This window comes from Streptomyces sp. URMC 124 (assembly GCF_051386455.1).
In the GTDB taxonomy this organism is placed as follows: domain Bacteria; phylum Actinomycetota; class Actinomycetes; order Streptomycetales; family Streptomycetaceae; genus Streptomyces.
In genome coordinates, this window is record NZ_JBPQTS010000023.1 from 21,524 (window position 1) to 45,136 (window position 23,613).

At 73.3% G+C, this 23,613-nt stretch carries 22 protein-coding genes and 1 pseudogene; 6 read left to right on the forward strand and 17 right to left on the reverse strand.

From position 1 onward, the window contains the following. Positions 1–122: 122 nt before the first annotated feature. Entirely contained in the window at positions 123–1,142 is a 1,020-nt protein-coding gene (locus ACSNOG_RS07190; RefSeq protein WP_436751703.1) for a phosphatase PAP2 family protein, read from the forward strand. A gap of 82 nt (positions 1,143–1,224) precedes the next feature. On the opposite strand, the gene ACSNOG_RS07195 is transcribed toward ACSNOG_RS07190, so the two are convergent. Beyond that, entirely contained in the window at positions 1,225–1,440 is a 216-nt protein-coding gene (locus tag ACSNOG_RS07195; RefSeq protein WP_436751704.1) for an I78 family peptidase inhibitor, read from the reverse strand. 465 nt (positions 1,441–1,905) lie between these two features. Between ACSNOG_RS07195 and ctaD the strand changes: the two genes are divergently transcribed. After that, the gene (ctaD, locus tag ACSNOG_RS07200; protein ID WP_436751705.1) at positions 1,906–3,591 is read left to right on the forward strand and encodes an aa3-type cytochrome oxidase subunit I; all 1,686 of its coding nucleotides are present in this window, start codon (positions 1,906–1,908) and stop codon (positions 3,589–3,591) included. On the opposite strand, the gene ACSNOG_RS07205 is transcribed toward ctaD, so the two are convergent. The 3 genes from ACSNOG_RS07205 to ACSNOG_RS07215 all read right to left on the reverse strand — a co-directional run bounded on the left by ACSNOG_RS07205 (position 3,545) and on the right by ACSNOG_RS07215 (position 6,753). Beyond that, complete coding sequence (locus ACSNOG_RS07205; RefSeq protein WP_436751706.1) at positions 3,545–4,516, reverse strand: helix-turn-helix transcriptional regulator; 972 nt, start codon at positions 4,514–4,516, stop codon at positions 3,545–3,547. The genes ctaD and ACSNOG_RS07205 overlap by 47 nt on opposite strands. A 9-nt stretch (positions 4,517–4,525) precedes the next feature. Continuing rightward, complete coding sequence (locus ACSNOG_RS07210; protein WP_436751707.1) at positions 4,526–5,422, reverse strand: hypothetical protein; 897 nt, start codon at positions 5,420–5,422, stop codon at positions 4,526–4,528. An 80-nt stretch (positions 5,423–5,502) separates the two neighbouring features. After that, entirely contained in the window at positions 5,503–6,753 is a 1,251-nt protein-coding gene (locus ACSNOG_RS07215; protein ID WP_436751708.1) for a glycosyltransferase family 4 protein, read from the reverse strand. A gap of 196 nt (positions 6,754–6,949) precedes the next feature. On the opposite strand from ACSNOG_RS07215, the gene ACSNOG_RS07220 reads away from it, so the two are divergent. Continuing rightward, positions 6,950–7,765 carry a hypothetical protein gene (locus tag ACSNOG_RS07220; protein ID WP_436751726.1) on the forward strand — a complete coding sequence of 272 codons (816 nt, stop codon included), beginning with the start codon at positions 6,950–6,952 and terminating at the stop codon, positions 7,763–7,765. Between the two features lie 143 nt (positions 7,766–7,908). Next, complete coding sequence (locus ACSNOG_RS07225; RefSeq protein WP_436751709.1) at positions 7,909–8,235, forward strand: hypothetical protein; 327 nt, start codon at positions 7,909–7,911, stop codon at positions 8,233–8,235. Positions 8,236–8,248: 13 nt separating this feature from the next. Here ACSNOG_RS07225 and der read toward each other — a convergent pair whose 3' ends face one another. From der to ACSNOG_RS07245, 4 genes are all read right to left on the reverse strand, one after another. Next, entirely contained in the window at positions 8,249–9,706 is a 1,458-nt protein-coding gene (der, locus tag ACSNOG_RS07230; protein ID WP_436751710.1) for a ribosome biogenesis GTPase Der, read from the reverse strand. Positions 9,707–9,764: 58 nt separating this feature from the next. Next, the gene (locus ACSNOG_RS07235) at positions 9,765–10,352 is read right to left on the reverse strand and encodes a lysophospholipid acyltransferase family protein (RefSeq protein ID WP_436751727.1); all 588 of its coding nucleotides are present in this window, start codon (positions 10,350–10,352) and stop codon (positions 9,765–9,767) included. Between the two features lie 50 nt (positions 10,353–10,402). After that, complete coding sequence (cmk, locus tag ACSNOG_RS07240) at positions 10,403–11,116, reverse strand: (d)CMP kinase (protein ID WP_436751711.1); 714 nt, start codon at positions 11,114–11,116, stop codon at positions 10,403–10,405. Positions 11,117–11,242: 126 nt separating this feature from the next. Then, complete coding sequence (locus ACSNOG_RS07245) at positions 11,243–12,328, reverse strand: prephenate dehydrogenase (protein WP_436751712.1); 1,086 nt, start codon at positions 12,326–12,328, stop codon at positions 11,243–11,245. Between the two features lie 152 nt (positions 12,329–12,480). Between ACSNOG_RS07245 and ACSNOG_RS07250 the strand changes: the two genes are divergently transcribed. Then, positions 12,481–12,843, forward strand: a complete 363-nt coding sequence (locus ACSNOG_RS07250; RefSeq protein WP_436751713.1) for a DUF952 domain-containing protein — start codon at positions 12,481–12,483, stop codon at positions 12,841–12,843. A gap of 5 nt (positions 12,844–12,848) precedes the next feature. Further along, positions 12,849–13,576, forward strand: a pseudogene (locus ACSNOG_RS07255) (nucleotidyltransferase domain-containing protein); the annotation flags it as partial. Here ACSNOG_RS07255 and ACSNOG_RS07260 read toward each other — a convergent pair. The 9 genes from ACSNOG_RS07260 to ACSNOG_RS07300 all read right to left on the reverse strand — a co-directional run bounded on the left by ACSNOG_RS07260 (position 13,529) and on the right by ACSNOG_RS07300 (position 23,552). Continuing rightward, positions 13,529–14,335 (reverse strand): nucleotidyltransferase domain-containing protein, encoded by an 807-nt coding sequence (locus tag ACSNOG_RS07260; protein ID WP_436751714.1) that lies wholly within the window; start codon positions 14,333–14,335, stop codon positions 13,529–13,531. The pseudogene ACSNOG_RS07255 and the gene ACSNOG_RS07260 sit on opposite strands and share 48 nt — an antisense overlap. A 34-nt stretch (positions 14,336–14,369) precedes the next feature. Further along, positions 14,370–15,584: a pseudouridine synthase gene (locus ACSNOG_RS07265; RefSeq protein ID WP_436751715.1), complete on the reverse strand. Its 1,215-nt coding sequence runs from the start codon at positions 15,582–15,584 to the stop codon at positions 14,370–14,372. Further along, complete coding sequence (scpB, locus tag ACSNOG_RS07270) at positions 15,584–16,243, reverse strand: SMC-Scp complex subunit ScpB (RefSeq protein WP_436751716.1); 660 nt, start codon at positions 16,241–16,243, stop codon at positions 15,584–15,586. Before scpB ends, ACSNOG_RS07265 begins: the two co-directional genes overlap by 1 nt. Next, positions 16,240–17,217, reverse strand: coding sequence for a segregation and condensation protein A (locus tag ACSNOG_RS07275; protein WP_436751717.1), 978 nt, complete (start codon positions 17,215–17,217; stop codon positions 16,240–16,242). The genes scpB and ACSNOG_RS07275 overlap by 4 nt, the downstream gene beginning before the upstream one ends. Before the next feature lie 94 nt (positions 17,218–17,311). Further along, on the reverse strand, positions 17,312–17,863 hold the full coding sequence (locus tag ACSNOG_RS07280) for a hypothetical protein (protein WP_436751718.1): 552 nt from the start codon (positions 17,861–17,863) through the stop codon (positions 17,312–17,314). After that, positions 17,848–18,975 carry a ParA family protein gene (locus ACSNOG_RS07285; protein WP_168093328.1) on the reverse strand — a complete coding sequence of 376 codons (1,128 nt, stop codon included), beginning with the start codon at positions 18,973–18,975 and terminating at the stop codon, positions 17,848–17,850. The genes ACSNOG_RS07280 and ACSNOG_RS07285 overlap by 16 nt, the downstream gene beginning before the upstream one ends. 343 nt (positions 18,976–19,318) lie before the next feature. Beyond that, the gene (ald, locus tag ACSNOG_RS07290) at positions 19,319–20,434 is read right to left on the reverse strand and encodes an alanine dehydrogenase (protein WP_436751728.1); all 1,116 of its coding nucleotides are present in this window, start codon (positions 20,432–20,434) and stop codon (positions 19,319–19,321) included. 150 nt (positions 20,435–20,584) lie between these two features. Beyond that, positions 20,585–22,672, reverse strand: coding sequence for a tetratricopeptide repeat protein (locus tag ACSNOG_RS07295; protein ID WP_436751729.1), 2,088 nt, complete (start codon positions 22,670–22,672; stop codon positions 20,585–20,587). 253 nt (positions 22,673–22,925) lie between these two features. Further along, positions 22,926–23,552 (reverse strand): NUDIX domain-containing protein, encoded by a 627-nt coding sequence (locus ACSNOG_RS07300; RefSeq protein WP_436751719.1) that lies wholly within the window; start codon positions 23,550–23,552, stop codon positions 22,926–22,928. Between the last annotated feature and the right edge of the window lie 61 nt (positions 23,553–23,613).

Genomic DNA, 23,613 nt, shown 5'->3' on the forward strand with positions numbered 1-23,613 from the left:
GAGTTGCCCCGGGGAATCCCATGTGGCGCACGTCATGGTTGAGACGCATTCCACATCACATCGTCATCACAAACAGGCCCGATCGGCCGAAGCTTCCTGTCACTCAATGTAACGTCGATTGAGTGCGTACCAACGACGAGCTCGTCCAAGCGGAGGAGCGCCCGACCGAGCCCGTGCGGCCGCGGATGACCCGGACCCGCCTCGGGATCTTCGTGGCGACCTCCGTGGTCTACCTGGCGATCGTGGTCGGCGTGCTCACCACGTCCTGGCCGGTGCGGTTCGACTGGCAGGTCATGCTCTTCCGGCCGTACAAGCAGTGGCCGGAGATCCACACCTTCCTCGACTACTTCGTGGTCCTGGGCCAGCGCGGCCCGACGGCCGTCGCGGTCGCCGCCTGGCTGGGCTGGCGCACCTACAAGCTGGGCACGCTGCGGCCGCTGCTGGTCCTCGGCACCTCGCTGCTGCTGCTCAACGCGACCGTGGGCGCGGCGAAGATCGGCATGGGCCGGCTCGGTCCGCACTACGCCACCTCGATCGGCTCGAACGAGATGTTCGCGGGCGGCGACATATTCCCCTCCGGGCACACCGCCAACGCCGTGGTGACCTGGGGCGTCCTGGCCTATCTGGCCACCACGCCGCGCACCCGCCGGGTGGCCTCGGTGATCGCCGCGCTCCTCGCACTGGGCGTCGGCATGACCACGGTCTACCTCGGTACGCACTGGATGAGCGACGTGACCCTCGGCTGGACGGCCGGGCTGCTGGTGCTGCTCGCGCTGCCGTGGTTCGAGGCGCCGATGGCCCGCGCCGAGGCCTGGCTGCTGGCCCTGTGGCGCCGGGTGCGCGAGCGCGCCGTGCTCGTGCCCGCCCCGGTCGCGCCGGTCGCTCCGGTGGCCGTGGGCGCGCCGCGCTCCCCCGCCGACGACCAGCAGCCGGCCCGCGAGCCGGTGGGCGTCGGGAGCCGCTCGGCGAGCGCGCGGGGCTCCGAGGGGCGTCCCCACCTGCCGGCGAGGCCGCACACGGCCCGCTCCGAGCGGACGCCGGTCACGCCGACCGGCAGCCGCCGCCCGCCGAACCCCGACCGGGCGCCGCGCACCAGCCCGCTGGGCCCGGCCGCGGGCCGCGGCCGGACGGTCGGCGGCTGACGGCCCGCTTCCCCGTGCGGAACGGCGGCCCCGGAACCCCTTCGGAGGGGTTCCGGGGCCGCCGTCGTGCGTGCGGGTGCCGTCACCCCTTCCAGCAGCGTTTGACGATGCCGTCCTGGGCCTCGAAGTTCAGCCGGCCCGCCCGGTACTCCATGGTGACGACGGTGCCGGGCGCGAGCGCCCGCACGGTGGCCCAGCCGCGGGCGCGGGCCCGCTCGGCCGCGGCGGCCGTGGGGAGGCCGACGTAGGCGGCGGGGTCGTCGTCGGGATCGGCGGGGAGGTTCGGTAGAGGTGCCATGCCCGTCACCGTAGGCCGCCCCGTCACCGGGCGGAAGCGGAGTCCGGGCGGCCGGAGCGCGCTGGGCGGGGCCCCGCCGTCCCCCGGCGGTCACACTTCTGTCACAGAGAACCCGTTGTGGTTTGCCGTGGAACTCTTCACCCCTACGGGGATTACGGGCTCGTGCGGAGCGTCTTCACGAATCCCCGGCGGGAAATGCGCGACATCTTTTCGGGGGGTCCGCCGAAATCGCCCGGGATCGCATCGGAAATGACCGCACACCGGGCGCGCGGGATATTGCGGATCCGTGTTCACGGTCACTGGAATAGCCTCCCCCGGAAACATCCGGAATAAAGAATTCCGATTGGCCGGACCGACCGCGCCCGCCCCCCGGACCCCAGGAGGCACCCTCGCGCGACGGGGCCCGGGGCGAGCATCATGGCGTGAGCCCGAAAGCCCGTCGAAGGTGACATCGAGGGAGCGCAGATGGGGACGGACACCGCGCAGGCGACCACCGGGCCGGTGCGGGAGCGCCGACCGGGCCGGATCGTGATCGACTGGCTCACCACGACCGACCACAAGACGATCGGCAACCTCTATCTGATCACCTCGTTCGCCTTCTTCCTCGGGGGCGGGCTGCTGGCGATGCTGATGCGGGCCGAGCTGGCCCGGCCCGGCCTGCAGCTGATGACCAACGAGTCGTTCAACGAGGCCTTCACGGCACACGGCACGATCATGCTGCTGCTCTTCGCGACCCCCGCCTTCGCGGGCTTCGCCAACGCGATCATGCCGCTGCAGATCGGCGCGCCGGACGTGGCCTTCCCCCGGCTCAATATGTTCGCGTACTGGCTGTACCTCTTCGGCGGCCTGATCGTCGTCTCCAGCCTGCTGATGCCGCAGGGCGGCGCCACCTTCGGCTGGACCGGCTACGCCCCGCTGAGCAGCATGGTGCGCTCCCCCGGCATCGGCACCGACATGTGGATCATGGGGCTGGCGCTCTCCGGCTTCGGCACGATCCTCGGCGCGGTGAACTTCCTGACCACCATCATCGGGATGCGCGCCCCCGGGATGACGATGTTCCGGATGCCCGTCTTCACCTGGAACGTGCTCTTCACCTCGATCCTCATCCTGCTGGCCTTCCCCGTGCTGGCGGCGGCGCTGCTGGTGCTGGAGGCCGACCGGCGGTTCTCGTCCGTGGTCTTCGACGCGGCGAGCGGCGGGGCGCTGCTGTGGCAGCACCTGTTCTGGTTCTTCGGCCACCCCGAGGTCTACATCATCGCCCTGCCGTTCTTCGGCATCATCAGCGAGATCATCCCGGTCTTCGCCCGGAAGCCGATCTTCGGCTACCTGACGCTGGTCGGCGCCACCATGGCGATCACGGCCCTGTCGGTGGTGGTCTGGGCGCACCACATGTTCGCCACGGGGGCGGTGCTGCTGCCCTTCTTCTCCTTCATGTCGTTCCTGATCGCGGTGCCCACGGGCGTGAAGTTCTTCAACTGGATCGGCACCATGCTGCGCGGGTCGCTGTCGTTCGAGGCGCCCATGCTGTGGGCGGTGGGCTTCCTGGTGAGCTTCCTCTTCGGCGGGCTGACCGGGGTGATCCTCGCCTCGCCGCCGCTGGACTTCCACGTCACCGACACCTACTTCGTCGTCGCGCACTTCCACTACGTGGTGTTCGGGACGGTGGTGTTCGCGACCTTCGCGGGCTTCTACTTCTGGTGGCCCAAGCTCACGGGCAGGATGCTGGAGGAGCGGCTGGCGAAGGTGCACTTCTGGACGCTGTTCATGGGCTTCCACCTCACCTTCCTCGTCCAGCACTGGCTGGGCGCCCAGGGCATGCCCCGGCGCTACTCCGACTACCTGGCGGCCGACGGCTTCACGGCCCTCAACACGGTGTCGACCATCGGCGCGTTCCTGCTCGGCCTGTCCAACCTGCCGTTCTTCTACAACATCTGGAAGACCGCCAAGTACGGCAAGCCCGTCGGGGTCGACGACCCGTGGGGCTTCGGCCGCTCCCTGGAGTGGGCCACGAGCTGCCCGCCGCCGCGGCACAACTTCCTGGCCCTGCCCCGGATCCGCTCCGAGTCGCCCGCCTTCGACCTGCACCACCCGGAGGTGGCCAAGGTCACCGCTCCGCAGACGGCGGAAGCGCCCGGGACAACCGGTCCCTGACCTCGCGCATCCGCTCCACGAGCTCCGGCGGCTCGCGCACCTCGAAGTCGAAGCCCAACAGCACGACGTGCACGACCATCACGTCGAGGGTGTGCGCGCCGGTCCGCAGCAGGCAGCTGCCGCCGTCGACCGCCTCCAGCGTCCCCACCGCCGGAGGGACCTTCTCCGCGGCCACCTCCAGCGGCACGCGCAGCAGCACGGTGGCCTGCTCGGCATAGGCGGTGGTGGACACGCCGCGCGAGACGTAGGCCGCCAGGTCCTCCGCCGGCGGGCGGCGCGGGGCGAAGCGCGGTCCGTGCGGCGGCGTGGGGGTGATGCGGTCTGCGCGGAACGTCCGCCAGTCCTCGCGGTCGGTGTCCCAGGCCACCAGGTACCAGCGGCGCCGGGCGCACACCAGGCGGTGCGGCTCGACCGTGCGGCGCGTGGCGTCGCCGTTGTGGTCGCGGTAGGAGAAGCGCAGCCGCTCGCTGTCCCGGCACGCGGCGGCCAGCTCGGTGAGGACCGCCGCGTCGACCGTGGGCCCCCGCTGCGCGGAGACCATCGGCACGGTGAAGGCGTTCAGGGCGCTCACCCGGCGCCGCAGCCGGTCCGGCAGCACCTGTTCGAGCTTGGCGAGCGCGCGGACGGACGTCTCCTCGATGCCGTCGACGCCCGCGGCCGCGGTGCGCAGGCCCACCGCGACGGCCACGGCCTCCTCGTCGTCCAGCAGCAGCGGGGGCAGCTGCGCCCCGGAGCCGAGCCGGTAGCCGCCGGCCGTGCCGGGCGTGGAGTGCACGGGATAGCCGAGCTCGCGCAGCCGGTCGACGTCACGGCGCACGGTGCGCGCGGTCACGCCGAGCCGGTCGGCGAGGTCCGGGCCGGACCACTCGCGGTGGGCCTGCAGCAGGGAGAGCAGACGGAGCAGACGTGCCGAGGTCTCCAACATGCAAGAAGGTCAGCCCGCGACCGGCGGGCGCTCCTCGATCCGGACCGCCAGGTCGTTGTCGGCCGTGTAGTACGGCCCGGCCTGGGCGGGCGCGTACTCCGCGTCGACGGGCAGCGCGGGGTAGGCGAAGATCTGCTGCTTGTCCACGACGTCGTCGAGGAGGCGGGCCAGGCGTGCGGGCTCCGAGCCGTCGGCCGGGCGCAGCCACAGGTCCCACACGTCCAGACCGCCGCGCCACTCCTCGGCGAGCCGGGCGTACTCCAGGGTGAAGGAGAATTCCTGGCCGTCGGCCTCGTCGGCAGGGGCGTCCTCCGCCCGCTCCTCCCGGGTCACCGGGGCGGTGACGACGAGATCGGGGGCGCGGCGGCAGCGGGCCTCCACGACGGCGCCCGTGAGCCAGGCGGCCGGGTCCGCCACGCGGTGGATGCGGCCGTGGGCGGTCAGGCCGGAGGCGTCCGGGTGCAGGTCGCCCGCCTCGGCGTGCGGGCCGCGCAGCCAGCTGCGCAGGGAGAGGTTGCCGTGCTTGGTCGCGTACGGGATGCGGACGGCCAGCGGCGAGGTGCTCGGCCCGGGTCTGCGGTCGACCAGCGATCTGAGATCGGCCAGACCGGGCACCAGGCGGCGGGGCTCGGCGTCCGCGAAGGCGACGTAGACGTCCCAGCGGCCTTCGGGCAGCGCGACCGTGCTCGGCAGCACGGCGCGCAGCCGCCCCTCGCCGTCGGGCGCGAGCGGCAGGCGGACCTCCTCGGCCTCGTCGTCGCTGCCGCGGCGGCGCAGGACCAGCGCGGCGGTCCAGTGGCCCGGCTCGCTGAGGTCGGGCCCGGAGCCGGGGGCGTCGAGGTCGAAGGTGAGCCCGCCCGCGGAGTCCGCGATGCAGTCGGCGCGCGGCGGGGCCGGGGCAGACACGATGGTGCTCTCCTCAGGGGTGGTGGAGCCGCCGGATCCGGCGGCGTTCGCGGGCACGGAGGGTTTACCGGTCTCGGGCGTCATGCGGCACGCGCCCGGCGCAGGGCGGAGCGGCTCGCGTCCGAGGTCTTGAACGCGCTGCTGAGCAGGGCGCCGCGGGTGCGGTGCAGCGAGCCGCGCAGGGAGCCGCGGGCGGCCAGGTCGCCGAAGAGCTGCTCGTAGCGCCCGGCGACCCGCGCCGGGTCGAAGCGGGCGGAGCTCTCGAGCGCCGCCCGGCCCATCCGCTGCCGCAGCTCGTCGTCGTTGATCAGCTTCAGCAGACCCGCGGCGATCTTGTCGACCTTGCCGACCGGCACCAGCAGGCCGTCCACGCCGTCGGAGATGATCTCGCCGGGGCCGTGCGGGCAGTCGGTGGAGACCACCGGCAGGCCGCAGCGCATCGCCTCGACGATGGTCATGCCGAAGGACTCCAGGCTGGAGGTGACGGCGCCGATGGAGCCCTTGACCCACTCGGGGTCCAGCGGGTTGGCGGGGCCCATGAGGAAGACGTGGTTGTACAGGCCGCGCTTGTCGATCAGGGCGCGCAGCTTGGCGCGCTCGGCACCCGCGCCGTAGATCCGCAGCTTCCAGTCGGGCCGCTCGGCCACGACCTTCTCGAAGGCGCGGATCAGCACGTCGTAGCGCTTGGCGGGGGCGAGCCGGCCGGCGGCGACCACCCACTTGCCGCTGCCGTCGGCGGGGGCCACGGCCGGGGCGGGGATGCTGTTGGGCACGGCCTCCACCCGCACTCCGGGCAGCCGCATCAGCTTGCGGTAGGTCGCGGCGTCGGCCTCGGTGACGGTCGTGACGGCGTCCAGCCGCGGGTAGTGCGTGCGCAGCGTCAGCTTGAGCGGCTGGGAGTGGGTGCTCAGCGTCAGGTGCTCCTGGCCGACCCGCACCGGGCCGCGGCGGGCCTGCTGGGCGATGTGCACGTTGAGGCCGGGGCGGGTGCCGACGACCACGTCGCAGTCCAGGGTGCGCAGGTGCTCGGCGATCCGGCGGTCGGTCAGGGCGCTGTACTGCTTGTAGCGGCCCTCCGTGGCGGGGAAGACCGTGGCCGGGCGCTCGTACTCGGGGTCGTCCCCCTCGTAGCCCGGGGTGCCCTTGCGCAGGTCCACCAGGTGGCGCAGACGCACCTTGCCGCCCGGTGCGAACACCGGCTCCTCCCGGTGCCGGAAGACGGAGACGATCTCCACGTCGTGCTGCTCGGCGAGGGTGCTCGCGAGGTTGAACGTGGTCCGGATCGTCCCGCCGATGCCGTACGCGTTGTGAATCAGGAATGAGATGTGCATTCGTCCCCAGCCGGTTGCCGCGGACATTCCATCCAGCCCGCCTACCCAGAGATTAGACCGTGGTGGGGCGCATGAGGTTGGCCCTGATCACCAACTCGTTACGCGTGACCCCTGCCACGGATCGCCCGTTGTGCTCTTACGAACCGGGAACCCCCGTGTGATACGCACCGATATCTAGGAGCCACCCGTGCCGCGCATGCTCGACGTCAGTGACGACGTCCGCGCCGAGATCGGCGACGAAGAGGCCGAACGACTGCTGGGCGGTGACAACGCCCCGGGCAGCTACGACTGCACCTCCTGCCGCACGCCCGGCGACACGGACCGCGAGCGCACCAGCACCGTGCTCTTCGTCGGCGAGGAGACGGCCGTGCTGGCCTTCGCCCACGCCGCCTGCATCCCCTCCCAGGTCGTCGCGGTCTCCGAGGAACAGCTGCAGGGCGCCGTGCGCTCCATCCAGGGCGACGGCGACCAGGCGGCCGCGCCCCGGCTGCCGGCCCCCGCCGCCATGCCGTCGCTCACCGCCGCGCCCGACGGCCCCGTCCAGGCCGAGCTGGGCGTGACCAGCGGCCTGGTGCTGATCGGCGGCGACCTGCACCCGGCGCTGGTCGTCGAGCCGCTCGGGCCGATCGCCCGCCCGGGCACGAACGGCCCGGTCGACGTCTTCCTGCCCCTCCTGATCGAGCAGGGCTTCGCGCCCGTCGCCACCGTCGAGCAGGTGCCGCCGTCCACGCCGGGCTGGTCGGTGCTGCTGGCCATGGGCCAGCTGCACGCGATCCTGATGCCGGGCGTCGCCGGCGCCCAGCCCAGCGCGTGGTGGCAGGCCCACCAGGCCATGCAGGTGGCGCCCGAGTGGCGGGCGGCCGTGAACAAGACGAAGCGGGTGCTGGTCTTCGCGGCGCCCGTCGGCACGATCGGCTCCCAGCCGCGCGAGGACCTGCTGCGCGAGGCGCTGGACCGGGCCGCCGCCGCCGGGCGGCTCGTTGCCGCGACCATGCCGCTCGCGGGTACGTGACGGACGCCGTGCACCCCGTCCGCTACGCTCCGGCGGCCCATTACCGGCCGGGCCCGCATCCCCCGGGCCACGGACTCGTTGGCTCGTATGTGCACTCATACGAGCCTGCCCCGCGGATTCCGTACCCGAACCACATCCCCGGCATGCGCCCATCCCGCGAAGCCACCCCGCAGAGCCACCCCGTCTCGGTGACCCCGATCTACGACGCGCTCTACTCCGAGTACCGCCGCTCGTTCCGGGCGCTCCCCTTCGACCGCTCGGGCGAGGAGGAACTGAGGTTCGTGGGCTTCGGTCCGCAGCTCGGCTACGGGCAGTACGGCGGGCAGCAGGGCTACGCCGGCCAGCTGGGCTATCACGTCCACTCGGGCTACAACCCCGCGTGGGACACGCCTTACGGGCGGCATGCGCGGCTACTGACGACCGAGGGGCTGGGCCGTACGGCCCCGCAGCCCCTCACGTCTGCCTTCTGACGCCCGCGACGTCCTACTTCTTACGCCCGCGCTTCTCACGCACCCGCACCGAGATGTGGATCGGGGTGCCCTCGAAGCCGAACTCCTCGCGCAGGCGGCGCTCCACGAAGCGGCGGTAGCCGGCCTCGATGAAGCCGGAGGCGAAGAGCACGAAGCGGGGGGGCTTGGTGCCGGCCTGGGTGCCGAAGAGGATGCGGGGCTGCTTGCCGCCGCGGATCGGGTGCGGGTGGGCCGCGACGAGCTCGCCGAGGAAGGCGTTCAGCCGCCCGGTCGGCACGCGCGTCTCCCAGCCCGCCAGCGCCGTCTCGATCGCCGGGACGAGCTTCTCCATGTGCCGGCCGGTCTGCGCCGAGACGTTGACCCGCGGCGCCCACGCGATCTGCTGGAACTCGGTCTCGATCTCGCGCTCGAGGTAGTAGCGGCGCTCCTCGTCGAGGGTGTCCCACTTGTTGTACGCGATGACGATCGCGCGGCCGGCCTCGACGGCCATGGTGACGATGCGCTGGTCCTGCACCGAGATGGTCTCGCTCGCGTCGATCAGGATGACCGCCACCTCGGCCTTCTCGACCGCGGCGGCGGTGCGCAGGGAGGCGTAGTAGTCCGCGCCCTCCTGGAGGTGGACGCGCTTGCGGATGCCCGCGGTGTCCACGAACTTCCAGGTCACGCCGCCGAGCTCGATCAGCTCGTCGACCGGGTCACGGGTGGTGCCCGCGAGCTCGTTGACGACGACGCGCTCCTCGCCGGCCACCTTGTTGAGCAGCGAGGACTTGCCGACGTTCGGGCGGCCGATCAGGGCGATGCGGCGCGGGCCGCCCACGGCGGCGCCGAAGCGCTGGGCCGGGGCCTCGGGCAGGGCCTTGAGGACCTCGTCCAGCATGTCGCCGGTGCCGCGGCCGTGCAGCGCGGAGACCGGCATCGGCTCGCCCAGGCCCAGCGACCACAGCATGGCGGCGTCGGCCTCGCCGGAGGGGCCGTCGACCTTGTTGGCGCACAGCACGACGGGCTTGCCGGCCCGGCGCAGCAGCTTGACGACGGCCTCGTCGGTGTCGGTGGCGCCGACGGTGGCGTCCACGACGAAGACGACCGCGTCGGCGGCGTCGATCGCGTACTCGGCCTGCGCGGCGACGGACGCGTCGATGCCGAGGACGTCCTGCTCCCAGCCGCCGGTGTCGACGACCTTGAAGCGGCGGCCCGCCCACTCGGCCTCGTAGGTGACGCGGTCGCGGGTGACGCCCGGGCGGTCCTCGACGACGGCCTCGCGGCGGCCGATGATGCGGTTCACCAGGGTCGACTTGCCGACGTTCGGGCGGCCGACGACGGCGAGCACGGGCAGCGGGCCGTGGCCCGCCTCCCCGAGGGCGCCCTCGATCTCCTCGGCCTCGAAGCCCTCCTGCGCCGCGAGCTCCATGAACTCCGCGTACTCGGCGTCGCCAAGCTCACCGTGCTCGTCGCCGTGGATCTGGTCGTTCATGAAGTCCGTTCCTCGTTCGTATGGTCGGCGGACCCGCGGGCCCGCTACTAAGTCTCGTTCAGCGGCCGGTCAGCCGCTTGGCGTCCGCCAGGTGCGCGCTCAGCCGCTCCTGGATGCGGACGGTCGCCTCGTCCAGCGCCTTGCGCGTGCGCCGCCCGCTGCCGTCACCGGCCTCGAAGGCGTCCCCGAAGACGACGTCGACGCGGCCGCGCAGCGGCGGCAGGCCCCGCACCAGGCGGCTTCGGCGCTCGGCGCTGCCGAGCACCGCCACCGGCACGATCCGCGCCCCCGACCGCACCGCGAAGTAGGCGAGGCCGGCGCGCAGCGAGGCGAAGTCGCCCTCGCCGCGGGTGCCCTCGGGGAAGATCCCCAGCACCCCGCCGCGCTCCAGGACGCCGAGGGCCTCCGTGATCGCGGCGCGGTCGGCGCTCGTGCGGTCCACCTTCAGCTGGCCGATCCCTTCCAGGAACGGGCCGAGGGGGCCGACGAACGCCTCCTTCTTGATCAGGAAGTGCACCGGCCGGGGCGCGGTGCCCATCAGCATCGGTCCGTCGATGTTGTGGGAGTGGTTCACGGCCAGGATGACCGGCCCCGCGGCGGGCACCCGCCAGGCGCCCAGCACGCGCGGCTTCCACAGCCCGTACATCAGGCCTATGCCGATCCGCCGGCCGACGGCGGCACCCCCGGGGGACGCGGTCACGCCGCCCGCTTCTCCTCGATCAGGGTCACGACACACTCGATGACCTGCTCCAGGGTCAGCTCCGTCGTATCGACCTCGACCGCGTCGCCGGCCTTGGCCAGCGGCGAGGTCTTCCGGCCGGAGTCGGCGGCGTCCCGCTTGATCAGGGCGGCCTGGGTGGCGGCCAGGTCGGTGGCCTCCTTGCCCTTCAGCTCGCCGCTGCGGCGGGCGGCACGGGCCTCGGCGGACGCCGTCAGGAAGATCTTCAGGTCGGCGTCGGGCAGCACGGTGGTGCCGATGTCACGGCCCTCGACGACGATGCCGGCCGGCGCTTCGGCGGCGATGGACCGCTGCAGCTCGGTCAGGCGCGTGCGCACCTCCGGGACGGCGCTGACGGCGCTGACCGCGGAGGTGACCTCCTGGGTGCGGATGGGACCGGCGGCGTCGGCGCCGTCGACCGTGATCGTCGGCGCGGACGGGTCCGTGCCGGAGATGATCTCGGGCTTGCCCGCGGCGTCGGCGACGGCCGCGGCGTCGTTCACGTCGATGCCGTTGCTCAGCATCCACCAGGTGATCGCGCGGTACTGCGCGCCGGTGTCCAGGTAGCGCAGGCCGAGCTTGGCCGCGACGGCCTTGGACGTGCTGGACTTGCCCGTGCCGGAGGGGCCGTCGATGCCGACGATGACTGCTGCCGGAGCGGTCCGGGCGGCGGTTTCCACGGTGTCAGACACCTTCCTTGTGCACGGGGTGGGAGTACGGGCGGCTTTTATCAGCCTCCGACAAGGTTACTGGCTCGCGGGAGCGGCATCGGCCCGGCGGGCGCGGGCACCGGCGAGGGCGCCCGCCCGCGCCCTCGCCTACTGGCGCAGCGACCAGCCCTGGTCGCGCAGCGCGGCGCTCAAGGACGCCACCGCGCCCGGCTCGACCATGAGCTGGATCAGGCCCGCCTGCTGGCCCGTCGCGTGCTCGATGCGGACGTCCTCGATGTTCACGCCGGCCCGGCCCGCGTCGGCGAAGATCCGGGCGAGCTCGCCGGGCTGGTCGCCGATGAGGACGGAGACGGTCTCGTACGCGGCGGGGGCCGCCCCGTGCTTGCCCGGGACCCGGCTGCGGCCGGCGTTGCCGCGGCGCAGCACGTCCTCCAGGCCGGCGGCGCCCTCGTCGCGCTTGCCGTCGTCCGCGGCCTGAAGGGAGCGCAGGGCCCGCACGGTCTCGTCGAGATCGGCGGCGACGGCCGCGAGGATGTCGGCGACGGGGCCGGGGTTGGCCGAGAGGATCTCGACCCACAGCCTCGGGTCGGAGGCGGCGATCCGGGTCACGTCCCGGATGCCCTGCCCGCACAGGCGCACGGCCGTCTCGTCCGCCTCCTCCAGGCGGGCGGCGACCATGCTGGAGAGCAGGTGCGGGGTGTGCGAGACGAGGGCGACGGCCCGGTCGTGCTCGTCGGCGTCCATGACGACGGGGACCGCGCGGCACAGCGCGACGACCTCGAGGGCGAGGTTGAGGACCTCGGTGTCGGTGTCGCGGGTGGGCGTGAGCACCCACGGCCGGCCCTCAAAGAGGTCGGCGGTGGCGGCCATGGGGCCGGAGCGCTCGCGGCCGGCCATCGGGTGCGTGCCGAGGTAGCCGGAGAGGTCGGCGCCGAGCGCCTCCAGCTCGCGCCGCGGGCCGCCCTTGACGCTCGCGACGTCGACGTAGCCGCGGCCGAGGCCGTCCCGGATGGCCCCGGCGAGCGTGGCCGCGACGTGGGCCGGCGGCACCGCGACGATCACCAGGTCGACCGGGCCCTCGGGCGCCTGGTCCGTGCCGGCGCCACGGGCCGCGGCCGTCCGCGCCGCGTCCGGGTCATGGTCCCTGAGGTGGACGTGGACCCCGCGGCTCACGAGGGCGAGCGCGGCGGAGGTGCCGATCAGTCCGGTGCCGATGACGAGGGCGGTTCTCACTGAGAGTCCTTGCGAGGTGCGTGGAGCGTGACGGACGGCGGGCCCGGCAAGCCTATCCAGCGCTGCGGCGGGCGTGCGGGGCGGGCGGCCTGCGGCACCCGGGGAGGGCGCCCTGCGGGACTGCCGGGCCCGTGTCCGGTACAACCGTGCACATGATCTACCACGTGGTGCCCCTGGACGACTGGCTGGCCGTACCCGACCGCCCGTACTCCCCCGCCTCCCTCTCCGAGGACGGCTTCGTCCACTGCTCCCCCGACGAGGAGACGACGCTCGCCGTGGCCACGGCCTTCTACCGGGACGTGCCCGGCCCGCTGATGGTCCTCCTGATCGACGAGCACAAGCTGGACGTCCTGGTCCGCTGGGAGGCCGCCGACCCGGCCCCGCCGCCCGGCGTCGACCCGGGCACCCGGTTCCCGCACGTCTTCGGGCGCATCAACCGCGACGCGGTCGAGGGCATGATGGAGATCCAGCGCGACGAGGGCGGCCGCGCGACGGGCCTGGCGGTGTGGTCGTGACGCCCCTGTCCCCGGTCTCGCTGGTGACGGAGCACTCCGTCTACGCGTGCGTGATGGGCTCGCGCGCCTTCGGGCTGGCCACGGACACGAGCGATACGGACCGGCGGGGTGTGTACGTGGCGCCGACGCCCCTGTTCTGGGGCTTCGAGAAGCCGCCGCCGCACGTGGAGGGGCCCGCCGAGGAGCAGTTCTCCTGGGAGCTGGAGCGCTTCTGCGAGCTGGCGCTGCGCGGCAACCCGAACATCCTGGAGTGCCTGCACTCCCCGCTCGTCGAGCACGCCGACGCCACGGGGCGCGAGCTGCTGTCCCTGCGGGAGGCGTTCCTCTCCCGCAGGGTCCACGAGACGTACGCCGGCTACGCGGCGGGCCAGCGCAGGAAGTTCGCGGCGGACGTGCGGGCGCACGGTGCGCCGCGGCGCTGGAAGCCCGTCATGCACGCGCTGCGGCTGCTGATGTGCGGCCGCGACCTGCTGCGCACGGGATCGCTCGTGCTCGACGTGGGCGGGATGCGCGAGCCGCTGCTGGCCGTGCGGCGGGGCGAGGTGCCCTGGCCCGAGGTGGAGGCCCGGCTGACCCGGCTGACCGAGGAGGCCGCCGAAGCGGCCCGCACGAGCCCCCTCCCCGAGCGGCCGGACCACGCCCGCGTCGAGGACTTCCTGATACGCGTACGCCGCGCCTCGGCGACCTAGCCGGACAGCCGCACCCGCACGACGAGCTCGTGCAGGGCGTCGTGAGCCTCCCGGGACGGCTGCTCCGGCAGCCGGGAGGCGGCCTGGGCGTCGTCCAGCGCGGCGTGCAGCCTCTCGACGTCCTCCCGCAGCCGGGCGGCGTCCACCAGGTCCCGGACCGGACCGTGCTCGGCCTCCGCCTTGGCGGCGATCAGCTCGGCCACGTAGGCCGGGGCCTCGGCCAGGCCGGCGAGCGTGGGGAGGTGGGCGACGACCTCGCCGCTGCGCATCAGATGGATGCCGGTGAGCAGGACGCGCAGCGTGTAGAGAAGCGGCTTGAGCTCGCCCTGCGCGCCCTGCTTGCCGAACAGCCGCCACTGGGTGACGGCGAAACCCCGGTAGTGGTGGGCGTGGTTACGGGTGAGCAGGCCCGGGGTCAAGGCGGTCAGCTCGGCGTGGACGCCGGTGGTGTGCACGACGAGCGGCGAGAGGAGCTGCTCCAGGACGTAGCCGTTGCGGCGGAGCATCAGGCGGGCGAACTTCCGCAGGTCGTGCGTGACGAGGTCCGTCTCGACGCCGTCGTGGTCGCCCATCCGCGTACGGGTCTCCTCGCCCTCCCTCAGGCCGATCAGATCGGCGACCGGGAGCAGGTGCGCGCCCCGCAGGTCGACGTCGGAGTCCCGGGACGGGAAGCCGTAGAGGTGCGCACCGGAGACGGTGGCGAACACGACCGTCTGCCCGGCGAGGAGGGACGAGAGGTCGATGGCCGGCAGACCGGCGTCCCGGAGCCGAGCGGCTCCGGGACGTATGGCTTGATCACTCATGCGGCCAGTGTGCACGCCGCGGCCGCCTGTGTGATTAGAGGTCGACCTCGCGCATCAGCATGCCGACCTCGGTGTTGGTCAGGCGGCGGAGCCAGCCCGACTTCTGGTCGCCCAGGGCGATCGGGCCGAACGCGGTGCGGACCAGCTTCTCGACCGGGAAGCCCGCCTCGGCGAGCATGCGCCGCACGATGTGCTTGCGGCCCTCGTGGAGGGTGACCTCCACCAGGTAGTTCTTGCCGGTCTGCTGGATGACGCGGAAGTTGTCCGCGCGGGCGTACCCGTCCTCCAGCTCGATGCCGTTCTTCAGCTGCTTGCCGATGTCGCGCGGCAGCGGCCCGGTGATGGCGGCGAGGTAGGTCTTCTGCACGCCGTAGCGCGGGTGCGTCAGGCGGTGGGCCAGCTCGCCGTGGTTGGTGAGCAGGATGATGCCCTCGGTCTCCGTGTCGAGGCGGCCGACGTGGAAGAGCCGGGTCTCGCGGTTGGTGACGTAGTCGCCGAGGCACTGGCGGCCGTCGGGGTCCTCCATGGTGGAGACGACGCCGGCCGGCTTGTTGAGCGCGAAGAACAGGTAGGACTGGGTGGCGACGGTCAGGCCGTCGACCTTGATCTCGTCCTTCTCGGGGTCGACCCGCAGGCCCTGCTCGGTGACGATCTGCCCGTTGACCTCGACGCGGGCCTGCTCGATCAGCTCCTCGCAGGCGCGGCGGGAGCCCATGCCGGCCCGGGCCAGCACCTTCTGCAGGCGCTCGCCCTCCTGCTCGCCGAACGTCTTGGGGAGCTTGACCTGCGGCTTGTTGTGCCGCTCGCGGTTGCGCTCCTCGATCTTGGCGTCGAGCTCGCGCGGGCGGGACGGCGCGGACCGCTGCCCGCGGCCCGGCGCACCGCCGCGGCCGCCGGCCGCGCTGCTGCGCCGCGGGCCGCCCTTGGCGCCGCCGCGGGCCGACTCGCCCCGGCCGCTGGTGGGACCGGTGGTACGGCCGCTGGTGGCGCCGCCGCGGGTGCGCTCGGCGTCGGGGCCGACGTCGTAACGGCGCTCCTCCGGGCGCGGCCGGCGCGGACGCTCCTGCTGCCTGTCGTCGCGCGCGCCCCCCGAGCGGCCGCCCTCGGGACGCCCGCCCGACCAGCTGCCGCCCGCACGACCGCCGCCGGAACGGCCGCCGCCCGCGCGCCCGCCCCCGGACGCCGGACGTCCTCGACCGCCCCGGTCGTCCCGGTTGCCGCTTCCGCTGTTCCTGCCGCTGCTTCGCATCAAAGTTCCGTCTTGTCGTCCGCTTCGGTGTCCGGTGCGTCCGGATCGAACGACGGCACACCTTCCTGAGTGTCGCCCTCGATCGCCTCCGCCTCGGGGAGGAAGGGCGCGAGCTCCGGGAGCTCGTCCAGGCCGCGCAGGCCCATGCGCTCCAGAAAGTAGTTCGTCGTCCTGTACAGGATCGCACCTGTTTCGGGTTCCGTCCCCGCCTCCTCCACCAGACCTCGCTGGAGGAGGGTGCGCATGACCCCGTCGCAGTTCACGCCGCGCACCGCCGAGACCTTCGATCGGCTGACCGGCTGACGGTACGCGACGACGGCGAGGGTCTCCAGAGCGGCCTGGGTGAGGCGTGCCTGCTGGCCGTCGAGGACGAACGCCTCGACGGCGTCCGCGTAGGCCGCCCGGGTGAAGAAGCGCCAGCCCCCGGCGACCTGCCGCAGCTCGAAGCCGCGGCCCTGGGCGTCGTACTCCCCGGCCAGCTCGGCGAGGGCCGCGGCGATCTCGCGGCGGGGGCGCTGCAGGACCTTGGCGAGGTGCTCCTCGCCGGCCGGCTCGTCCACCACCATGAGGACGGCCTCCAGGGCGGGCTTGAGGCCGAGCGCGGAGACACCGCACGCCCCCGCGGGCACCTCTTCGCCCTCGTACGTCGCTGCGCTCACGGTGCACTCTCCTCCGGCTCGGTCTCCGGCGCCCGGTCGAACTCGTCCGTCACCAGCGGTTCCGCCCCTTCCTCGCCCGTCCAGCGCACCGCCAGCTCGCCGAGGGCCTCGTCCTGGTCCAGGGCGACCACGCGCTCGCGGTAGAGCTCCAGCAGCGCCAGGAAGCGGGCGACGACGGTCAGGGTGTCGGGGGCGTCGCCGGCCAGCTCCCCGAAGCTGACCCGGCCCGCCGCCCGCAGCCGGGCCACGACGACCCCGGCCTGTTCGCGGACGCTGACGAGCGGCGCGTGGATGTGGTCGACGTACACCTGCGGCGCGGGCTTGGGCCGCATGGCCTTGACGGCCAGCTCGGCCAGGCGCTCGGGTCCGATACCGAGGACGACCTCGGGCAGCAGCTCCGCGTGGTGCGGCTCCAGGCCGACGGTACGGGGGAAGCGCCGCGCCTCCTCGTCCAGCCGGCCGCTGAAGATCTCCGCGACCCGCTTGTACGCCCGGTACTGCAGGAGGCGGGCGAAGAGCAGGTCGCGCGCCTCCAGGAGGGCGAGGTCGGCCTCGTCCTCCACGTCGGCGGCGGGCAGCAGGCGGGCCGCCTTGAGGTCGAGCAGGGTCGCGGCGACGACGAGGAACTCGGTGGTCTGGTCCAGGTCGAAGCCGGGGCCCATGGCGCGCAGGTGCGCCATGAACTCGTCGGTGACCTTGGACAGGGCGACCTCGGTGACGTCCAGCTTGTGCTTGGCGATCAGCTGCAGCAGAAGGTCGAAGGGGCCTTCGAAGTTCTCCAGGCGGACGGTGAACCGCGCGTCGCCTCCGGCGGGGGTCTCCGGTGCGGCGGCGGCCGGCACGGCCTCCTCCCGCCCGTCCTCCCGCCGGTCCTCCTGCCGGCCCTCGCCGCCGGCGGGCGGCTGCGGATGCGGCCGGCCGGCCGGGCCGCGGCCGAGGGGGCGACGGGCCGGAGAGGAGGCGGCTGCGGGCATCGGAGATCCAGGGTGAGGGGCGGAACGGGCCGTACGACGGCGCGCGGGGGCGCGGTCACGGCAGAGGCTAGCGAGGCTAGCGCAGGGGAACCGCTCAGCGGCCGCGCAGGCGCCGTACGAGGATGCTCGCGTCGCCCCGCGACTCCAGGTCGGCGAGGACGACCGCGACGGCCTCCCGCACGATCCTGCCGCGGTCGACCGCGAGCCCGTGCTCACCGCGCAGCACCAGGCGCGCGTGTTCCAGGTCCATGAGCTCCTCGGCGGAGACGTAGACCGTGATCTTCTCGTCGTGGCGCTCGCGGCCGCTGGGCCGGCGGCCCGCCCCGCGTCCCCGGCGGCGGCCCTGAGCGGGCGCCGCGGCCTCGTTCTGGCCCGCGGCCCGGCCGGCGCCCACGGGGCGCTCCTGGGCGGGCGCGGGGCGGCGCTCGGGGCCGTTCTCCCGCTCGCCCGCGGCGGCGCGGCCTCCGGGCTCGCCGCCCGTGCCGGCGGGGCCTTCGGGCGTCGTCTCGGAGTCACCGGCCGGGCCGGGCACCCGCGGGGAGCCCTCGCCGTTCGCCTGCCGGCGGGGGGAGGAGGACTGCAGACCCGACCCCCCGGTGGTGCGGAACAGTTCGTCGGCGCCGGGCAGACTCACTCGGCGTGACACCGGGCGAGCACCTCCCTGGCGAGCTGGCGGTAGGCGGCGGCACCCACGGAGTTGGACGCGTACGTGGTGATCGGCTCGCCCGCGACCGTGGTCTCGGGGAAGCGGACCGTACGGCCGATGACGGTGTGGTAGACGTGATCGTCGAAGGCCTCGACCACCCGCGCGAGGACCTCGCGGCTGTGCACCGTCCGCGAGTCGTACATGGTGGCGAGGATGCCGTCGAGCTCCAGCTCGGGGTTGAGCCGCTCCTGGACCTTCTCGATCGTCTCGGTGAGCAGCGCCACACCGCGCAGCGCGAAGAATTCGCACTCCAGCGGGACGATCACCTTGTGAGCGGCCGTCAGGGCGTTGACGGTGAGCAGGCCGAGCGAGGGCTGGCAGTCGATGACGATGTAGTCGTAGTCGGCGAGCAGCGGCTTCAGCGCGCGCTGCAGCGTCGACTCGCGGGCCACCTCGCTGACGAGCTGGACCTCGGCGGCAGACAAATCGATATTGCTGGGCAGCAGGTCCATGTTGGGCACGGCCGTCTTGAGGAGGACCTCGTCGGCCGACATGCCCCGCTCCATGAGCAGGTTGTAGACCGTCAGGTCCAGCTCCATCGGGTTGACGCCGAGGCCGACGGAGAGCGCGCCCTGCGGGTCGAAGTCGACGAGCAGCACCCGGCGTCCGTACTCGGCCAGGGCGGCACCCAGGTTGATGGTCGAGGTGGTCTTGCCGACCCCGCCCTTCTGGTTGCACATCGCGATGATCTTCGCGGGGCCGTGGTCGGTCAGCGGTCCGGGGATGGGGAAGTACGGCAGGGGACGCCCGGTGGGCCCGATGCGCTCGCGGCGCTGGCGGGCAGCGTCGGGCGCGAGGGTGGCCGCGTACTCGGGGTCGGGCTCGTACTCCGCGTCGGGGTCGTAGAAGTGCCCGTCGGGCACGTCCTCGTAGTCGGCGAGCCGCGCGGGATCGACCCCGCCCCGGTCGCCGGCCATGGCGTTCACGTGATGGCCGTCCATGCTCTGGTGGGCTGTCGGTGTGCTCTGGATGTTCTGGTGTGCCGCGAAGGTGTGGACAGCGACGGAGCCGACAGCTTCGAGTCCCGTGGGACTCTGGCCCTGCGCAGACATTCCTGGGTGACCACCCCCGGGAGCAAATGTCGACTCATTCACAAGTCGTCCTACCTCCTTGGTGACCAGGAAACATCTAGATAGGTCAGCGTTGCACCATGCCGACGGTTGGCGACTCTATGGCGTGTCGGCGGTTCGCAGCAACACAATCCGCCGGAGACGGCACGATGTGTCGGCAATCGAACAGGCTTCTGTCAAGGGTCTGCGGCCCACATCTGGGAAGTTTCGCGGGTGGGTGACCGGGTGTCGAAAGCGCTCGCAAACTGGGCGGAAACGACCCCGGCCGGGCCTTGCTGAACAAGGCCCGGCCGGGGGTGCGCTCTTGGCGTGTCGTGTTGACGACTCAGCCGAGCAGGGTGCTCAGTTCGACGAACGGCAGGCCGTGCGCCTCGGCGACGGGGCCGTAAACGACCTGTCCCTCGTGGGTGTTGAGGCCCTTGGCGAGCGCGGCGTCGCGGCTCAGCGCCTCCTGCCAGCCGCGGTTGGCCAGCTCCACGATGTAGGGCAGCGTGGCGTTGGTCAGCGCGTAGGTGGAGGTGTTCGGCACCGCGCCCGGCATGTTGGCGACGCAGTAGAAGACCGAGTTGTGGACCTCGAAGGTCGGCTCGGCGTGGGTGGTCGGACGCGAGTCCTCGAAGCAGCCGCCCTGGTCGATCGCAATGTCGACAAGTACACTTCCGGGCTTCATCTTGGCGACGAGCTCGTTGGTGACCAGCTTCGGGGCCTTGGCGCCCGGGATGAGGACGGCGCCGATGACGAGGTCGGCCTCGACGACGGCCTTCTCCAGCTCGAAGGCGTTGGAGACGATCGTCTGCACCTTGGTGCCGAAGACCTTGTCCGCCTCGCGGAGCTTGTTGATGTCGCGGTCGAGCAGGGTCACGTGGAAGCCCATGCCGACGGCGATCTGCGCGGCGTTCCAGCCGGAGACGCCGCCGCCGATGACGACGGCCTTGCCGGCCGCCGTGCCCGGGACGCCGCCCGGCAGGACGCCGCGGCCGCCGGCCGAGCGCATCAGGTGGTAGGCGCCGACCTGCGGGGCCAGGCGGCCCGCGACCTCGGACATCGGGGCGAGCAGCGGCAGCGCGCGGTTGGCGAGCTCGACCGTCTCGTAGGCGATCGCCGTGGTGCCGGACTGCAGCAGGGCGTCGGTGCACTCGCGGGAGGCGGCCAGGTGCAGGTAGGTGAAGAGGGTCTGACCCTTGCGGAGGCGGTGGTACTCCTCCGCGATCGGCTCCTTGACCTTCAGCAGCAGGTCGGCGGTGGCCCAGACCTCGTCGGCCGTGTCCAGGATCGCGGCGCCGGCCGCGACGTACTCGGCGTCGGTGATGGAGGAGCCCACACCGGCGTTCTTCTCGACGAAGACCTGGTGGCCGTTGCGCACGAGCTCATGCACGCCGGCGGGCGTGATGGCCACGCGGAACTCGTTGTTCTTGACCTCGCGGGGGATGCCGACCTTCACGTCGATCACGGTCCTTGAATCAGAGAATTACAGGCTAATCCGGAAATGCCGGGGCACACCAGAGCAGACCGCGTCGATCGCGGCCCAACCAGTCTAATGAAGGATCCTGCGCTGTCTAGCCTTGCAAAGGGCCAATTTTTTTGGGGACCACTACTGATTTCGTAGGTAACCCTCAGCTTCGGTGGGCGCGGGCACCGCCGCTATGGCGCCACCGGCCCCGGCGGAGGGCCCGTCGGGGCCCGCAGCCAGCAGCTCCGCGGCCGCGGCACGGTGCTCACCTGCGGTCCCGGGATCCCCGAGCCGCTCCAGAGCGTCCGCCAGCCGCAGCAGCACCGCGGCCCGCAGCCGGTCGTCGCCCGCCTGCCGGGCGCACTCCACGGCCTCCCGGCAGGTGCGCAGCGCCTCCTGCGGCCGGCCCGCGTACTCCTGCACCCGGGCGATCTCGGTGAGGGCCCGGGCGTGCCCCGGCAGGTCCCGCAGCCGGCGGTACGCGGCCGCGGCCGCCCGCCAGTCGCGCAGCGCCTCGTTCCACTGCCCGGCGTAGGCGCGCACCGCGCCCAGCCGCCCGTACAGCCGGGCCTCGTCCGCCAGTTCACCGCGCGTCAGGCGCAGCTCCAGCGCCCGCCCGTACCAGTCGAGGGCGCGCTGCCAGTCCCCCAGCTCGTGGTACGAGGCCGCGATGGACTCCAGGGAACGGCTGATCGCGTACGGGTCACCCGCCTGACGCGCCGCGTCCAGCGCCTCCCGGTAGCGGCCGAGGGCGCCGGGGACCCGGCCGGCGCGGGCGTCCAGGTCGCCCAGGTTCAGCAGGGCCGCCGCCTTCTCCAGCGGCATCTCGCAGCGCTGCGCCACGTCCAGCACGAGCTGGTGGAGGCCGTAGAGCTCCGGGCCCGCCTCCTCGGCGCCGAAGTGGGCCGTCAGGGCCCGGGTCAGCGCGGACACCAGCCGCCGGGCGAGGGTGTCGAGCCGCCCGTCCTGCACGGCCAGCCGGGCGGCCGCCAGCAGCGCCGGCAGCCGGCGGCGCAGCCACTCGGCGGCGGCCTGCGGCGAGGCGAACCGCAGGGGCCTGGGCAGCTCGGCCAGCCGCTTGCGGGTCAGCGGGTCGTCGGTGCGGGTGGCCGCCCGGCACGAGTGCAGCTGACGGACCGTGCGCTCCAGCATCCGCGCCCGGGCCAGCTCGATCTCGGCCGGACGCTCCTGAGCGAGCATCAGCTCCCGCAGCAGGCCCGTCAGACAGCCCGGCACCCGGTACTGCGGGGGCAGCGAGCCGCTGTCGTGCTCGGGCCGCAGCAGGCCGCGGGCCTCGAAGTCCTCCAGGGCGGTCTGCGCGGCGGCCACCGAGCAGCCGGCCAGCGCGGAGGCGGTGTGGGCGTCGACGGTGCCGGCCGGGGCCAGCGCCAGCAGCCGCAGGATGCGGGCGGAGGGAGGCGCCAGCGCCTCGTGGGCGAGCCGGAAGGCGCGGGAGAGCGAGCGCCCCGCGACGTCCAGGGCCTCGCCGGACGGCAGCTCCCGCAGCCGGGTGACCGCGTCGACCACGGACAGCTTGGACAGGGCGGCGAGCCAGCCGCCCACCAGCACGAGCGCCGCGGGCTGCCCGCCGCACTCCTCCACCACCGCCTGCGCGGCGGCCGGGTCGCACGTGATGCGCGTCGGGCCCGCGTAACGCTCCAGGAGCTCGACGGCGGACGCCGTGTCCAGGCCGCCCAGGGTGCACGGCCGCACGTCGGGCACGCCGGTCAGCGGGCCGCGCGAGACGGCCACCACCAGGCACTCGGACTTGTCCGGCAGCAGCGGGTCGACCTGCTCGGCGCCCGCGGCGTCGTCGAGCACCAGCAGCGCCCGGCGCCCCCGCAGCGCGGTGCGCACCGCCTGCGTCAGCTCGTCCTCCTCCGCCCCCGGCGGGACGGGCTCGCCGAGCGCGGCCAGCAGGGCGCGGGCGGTCCGCTCGGTGGGGACGGGCGAGCCGTCGGTCTCGGTGAGCCGGGCGCGCAGCACGCCGTCGGGATAGCGGCCCGCGAGCTGCCCGGCGAGTTCCTCGGCCAGGGCCGTACGACCGGAGCCGGGCCGCCCGGCGATGAGCAGGACCCGGCCGCGCCCGCTCTTGCGGCCGGCCAGGGTGTCCAGGCCCGCGCGCACGATGTCGGCGCGCAGCTCCTCCAGCTCCCGGCGGCGCCCTACGAACCCGGGCAGCGCGAAGGCCGCTGCGCGGGCCGGGGCACCCGCTGCCGGAACGGTCAGCCGCCGCCCCGGCGGCACCGCCGCCGTCCCGCCGCCGGTCTCCACCGCCCGCTCCGCCACGGGGCACACTCCCGTCCACCTGCCACGCACGAGCCCGCCGCGGCCGCGGTCGAGCACGCGACGAGCCTAGTTCACGGCCCGGCACGACCCGGTGAGTCCCGGCCGTCGCTGCAGAAGATCACCTATTCGGTTCTCCTGATGGTCGGGTAAGCACCTCTCGCCGTCGGACGGAAACCCCCGCCGAAGGAGGCGGCTACGCCGCGAAAGGCCGCGCGGGCCAGGGCGCATCCGCCGGGCGAAGCGCGTCCACCCCTTCGCCCGCCAGCGCCGCGGCCAGCGAGAGGACGCCGACGACCAGGCAGTTGTTGTGCAGCTCGCCCGCGAGGACGCCCCGCACCAGGTCCTGGAGCGGCACCCGGTCCAGCTCCATGTCGAGCTCCTCGTGCTCCACCTCGAAGCGCTCGCCCTCGACGTCGGAGATCTCGCGGGCCAGGAAGATCCGCACGGCCTCGTCGCAGCCGCCGGGGGTGGTGTAGACGTCGGTCAGCACCCGCCAGTCCCCGGCCTTGACGTGGGCCTCCTCGTACAGCTCGCGCTGGGCGGCGTGCAGGGGGTTCTCGCCGGGCACGTCCAGCAGACCGGCGGGGATCTCCCACAGCTTCTGCCGGACGGGGTGGCGGTACTGGCTGAGGACCAGCACGCGGCCCTCCTCGTCCAGGGCGAGGACGGCGACGGAGCCGGGGTGCACCTGGTAGTCGCGCTTGACGACGGTCCCGTCGGGCATGACCACCTCGTCCGTGCGGACGCTGGTCTTGTTGCCGGTGAAGGGGGTCTCGCTCGCCTTGACCTGCCACTCGGCGGCGGTGTCCTTGATGCCCATGTGCGTCCTCCAGAAATACGGAAACCGGGGTGAAGGCCTCCGTGCGGAAACCTTCACCCCG

Bases quoted from the DNA above. Each gene is read 5' to 3' on its own strand.
- ACSNOG_RS07285 (WP_168093328.1), bottom strand. From the start codon at position 18,975: ATGTCTGCGCAGGGCCAGAGTCCCACGGGACTCGAAGCTGTCGGCTCC.
- ctaD (WP_436751705.1), top strand. From the start codon at position 1,906: ATGGGGACGGACACCGCGCAGGCGACCACCGGGCCGGTGCGGGAGCGC.
- ACSNOG_RS07195 (WP_436751704.1), bottom strand. From the start codon at position 1,440: ATGGCACCTCTACCGAACCTCCCCGCCGATCCCGACGACGACCCCGCC.
- ACSNOG_RS07220 (WP_436751726.1), top strand. From the start codon at position 6,950: ATGCTCGACGTCAGTGACGACGTCCGCGCCGAGATCGGCGACGAAGAG.
- ACSNOG_RS07225 (WP_436751709.1), top strand. From the start codon at position 7,909: ATGCGCCCATCCCGCGAAGCCACCCCGCAGAGCCACCCCGTCTCGGTG.
- ACSNOG_RS07300 (WP_436751719.1), bottom strand. From the start codon at position 23,552: ATGGGCATCAAGGACACCGCCGCCGAGTGGCAGGTCAAGGCGAGCGAG.
- ACSNOG_RS07235 (WP_436751727.1), bottom strand. From the start codon at position 10,352: ATGTACGGGCTGTGGAAGCCGCGCGTGCTGGGCGCCTGGCGGGTGCCC.
- ACSNOG_RS07265 (WP_436751715.1), bottom strand. From the start codon at position 15,584: ATGCGAAGCAGCGGCAGGAACAGCGGAAGCGGCAACCGGGACGACCGG.
- ACSNOG_RS07260 (WP_436751714.1), bottom strand. From the start codon at position 14,335: ATGAGTGATCAAGCCATACGTCCCGGAGCCGCTCGGCTCCGGGACGCC.
- ACSNOG_RS07250 (WP_436751713.1), top strand. From the start codon at position 12,481: ATGATCTACCACGTGGTGCCCCTGGACGACTGGCTGGCCGTACCCGAC.
- ACSNOG_RS07205 (WP_436751706.1), bottom strand. From the start codon at position 4,516: ATGTTGGAGACCTCGGCACGTCTGCTCCGTCTGCTCTCCCTGCTGCAG.
- ACSNOG_RS07275 (WP_436751717.1), bottom strand. From the start codon at position 17,217: ATGCCCGCAGCCGCCTCCTCTCCGGCCCGTCGCCCCCTCGGCCGCGGC.
- der (WP_436751710.1), bottom strand. From the start codon at position 9,706: ATGAACGACCAGATCCACGGCGACGAGCACGGTGAGCTTGGCGACGCC.
- ACSNOG_RS07215 (WP_436751708.1), bottom strand. From the start codon at position 6,753: ATGCACATCTCATTCCTGATTCACAACGCGTACGGCATCGGCGGGACG.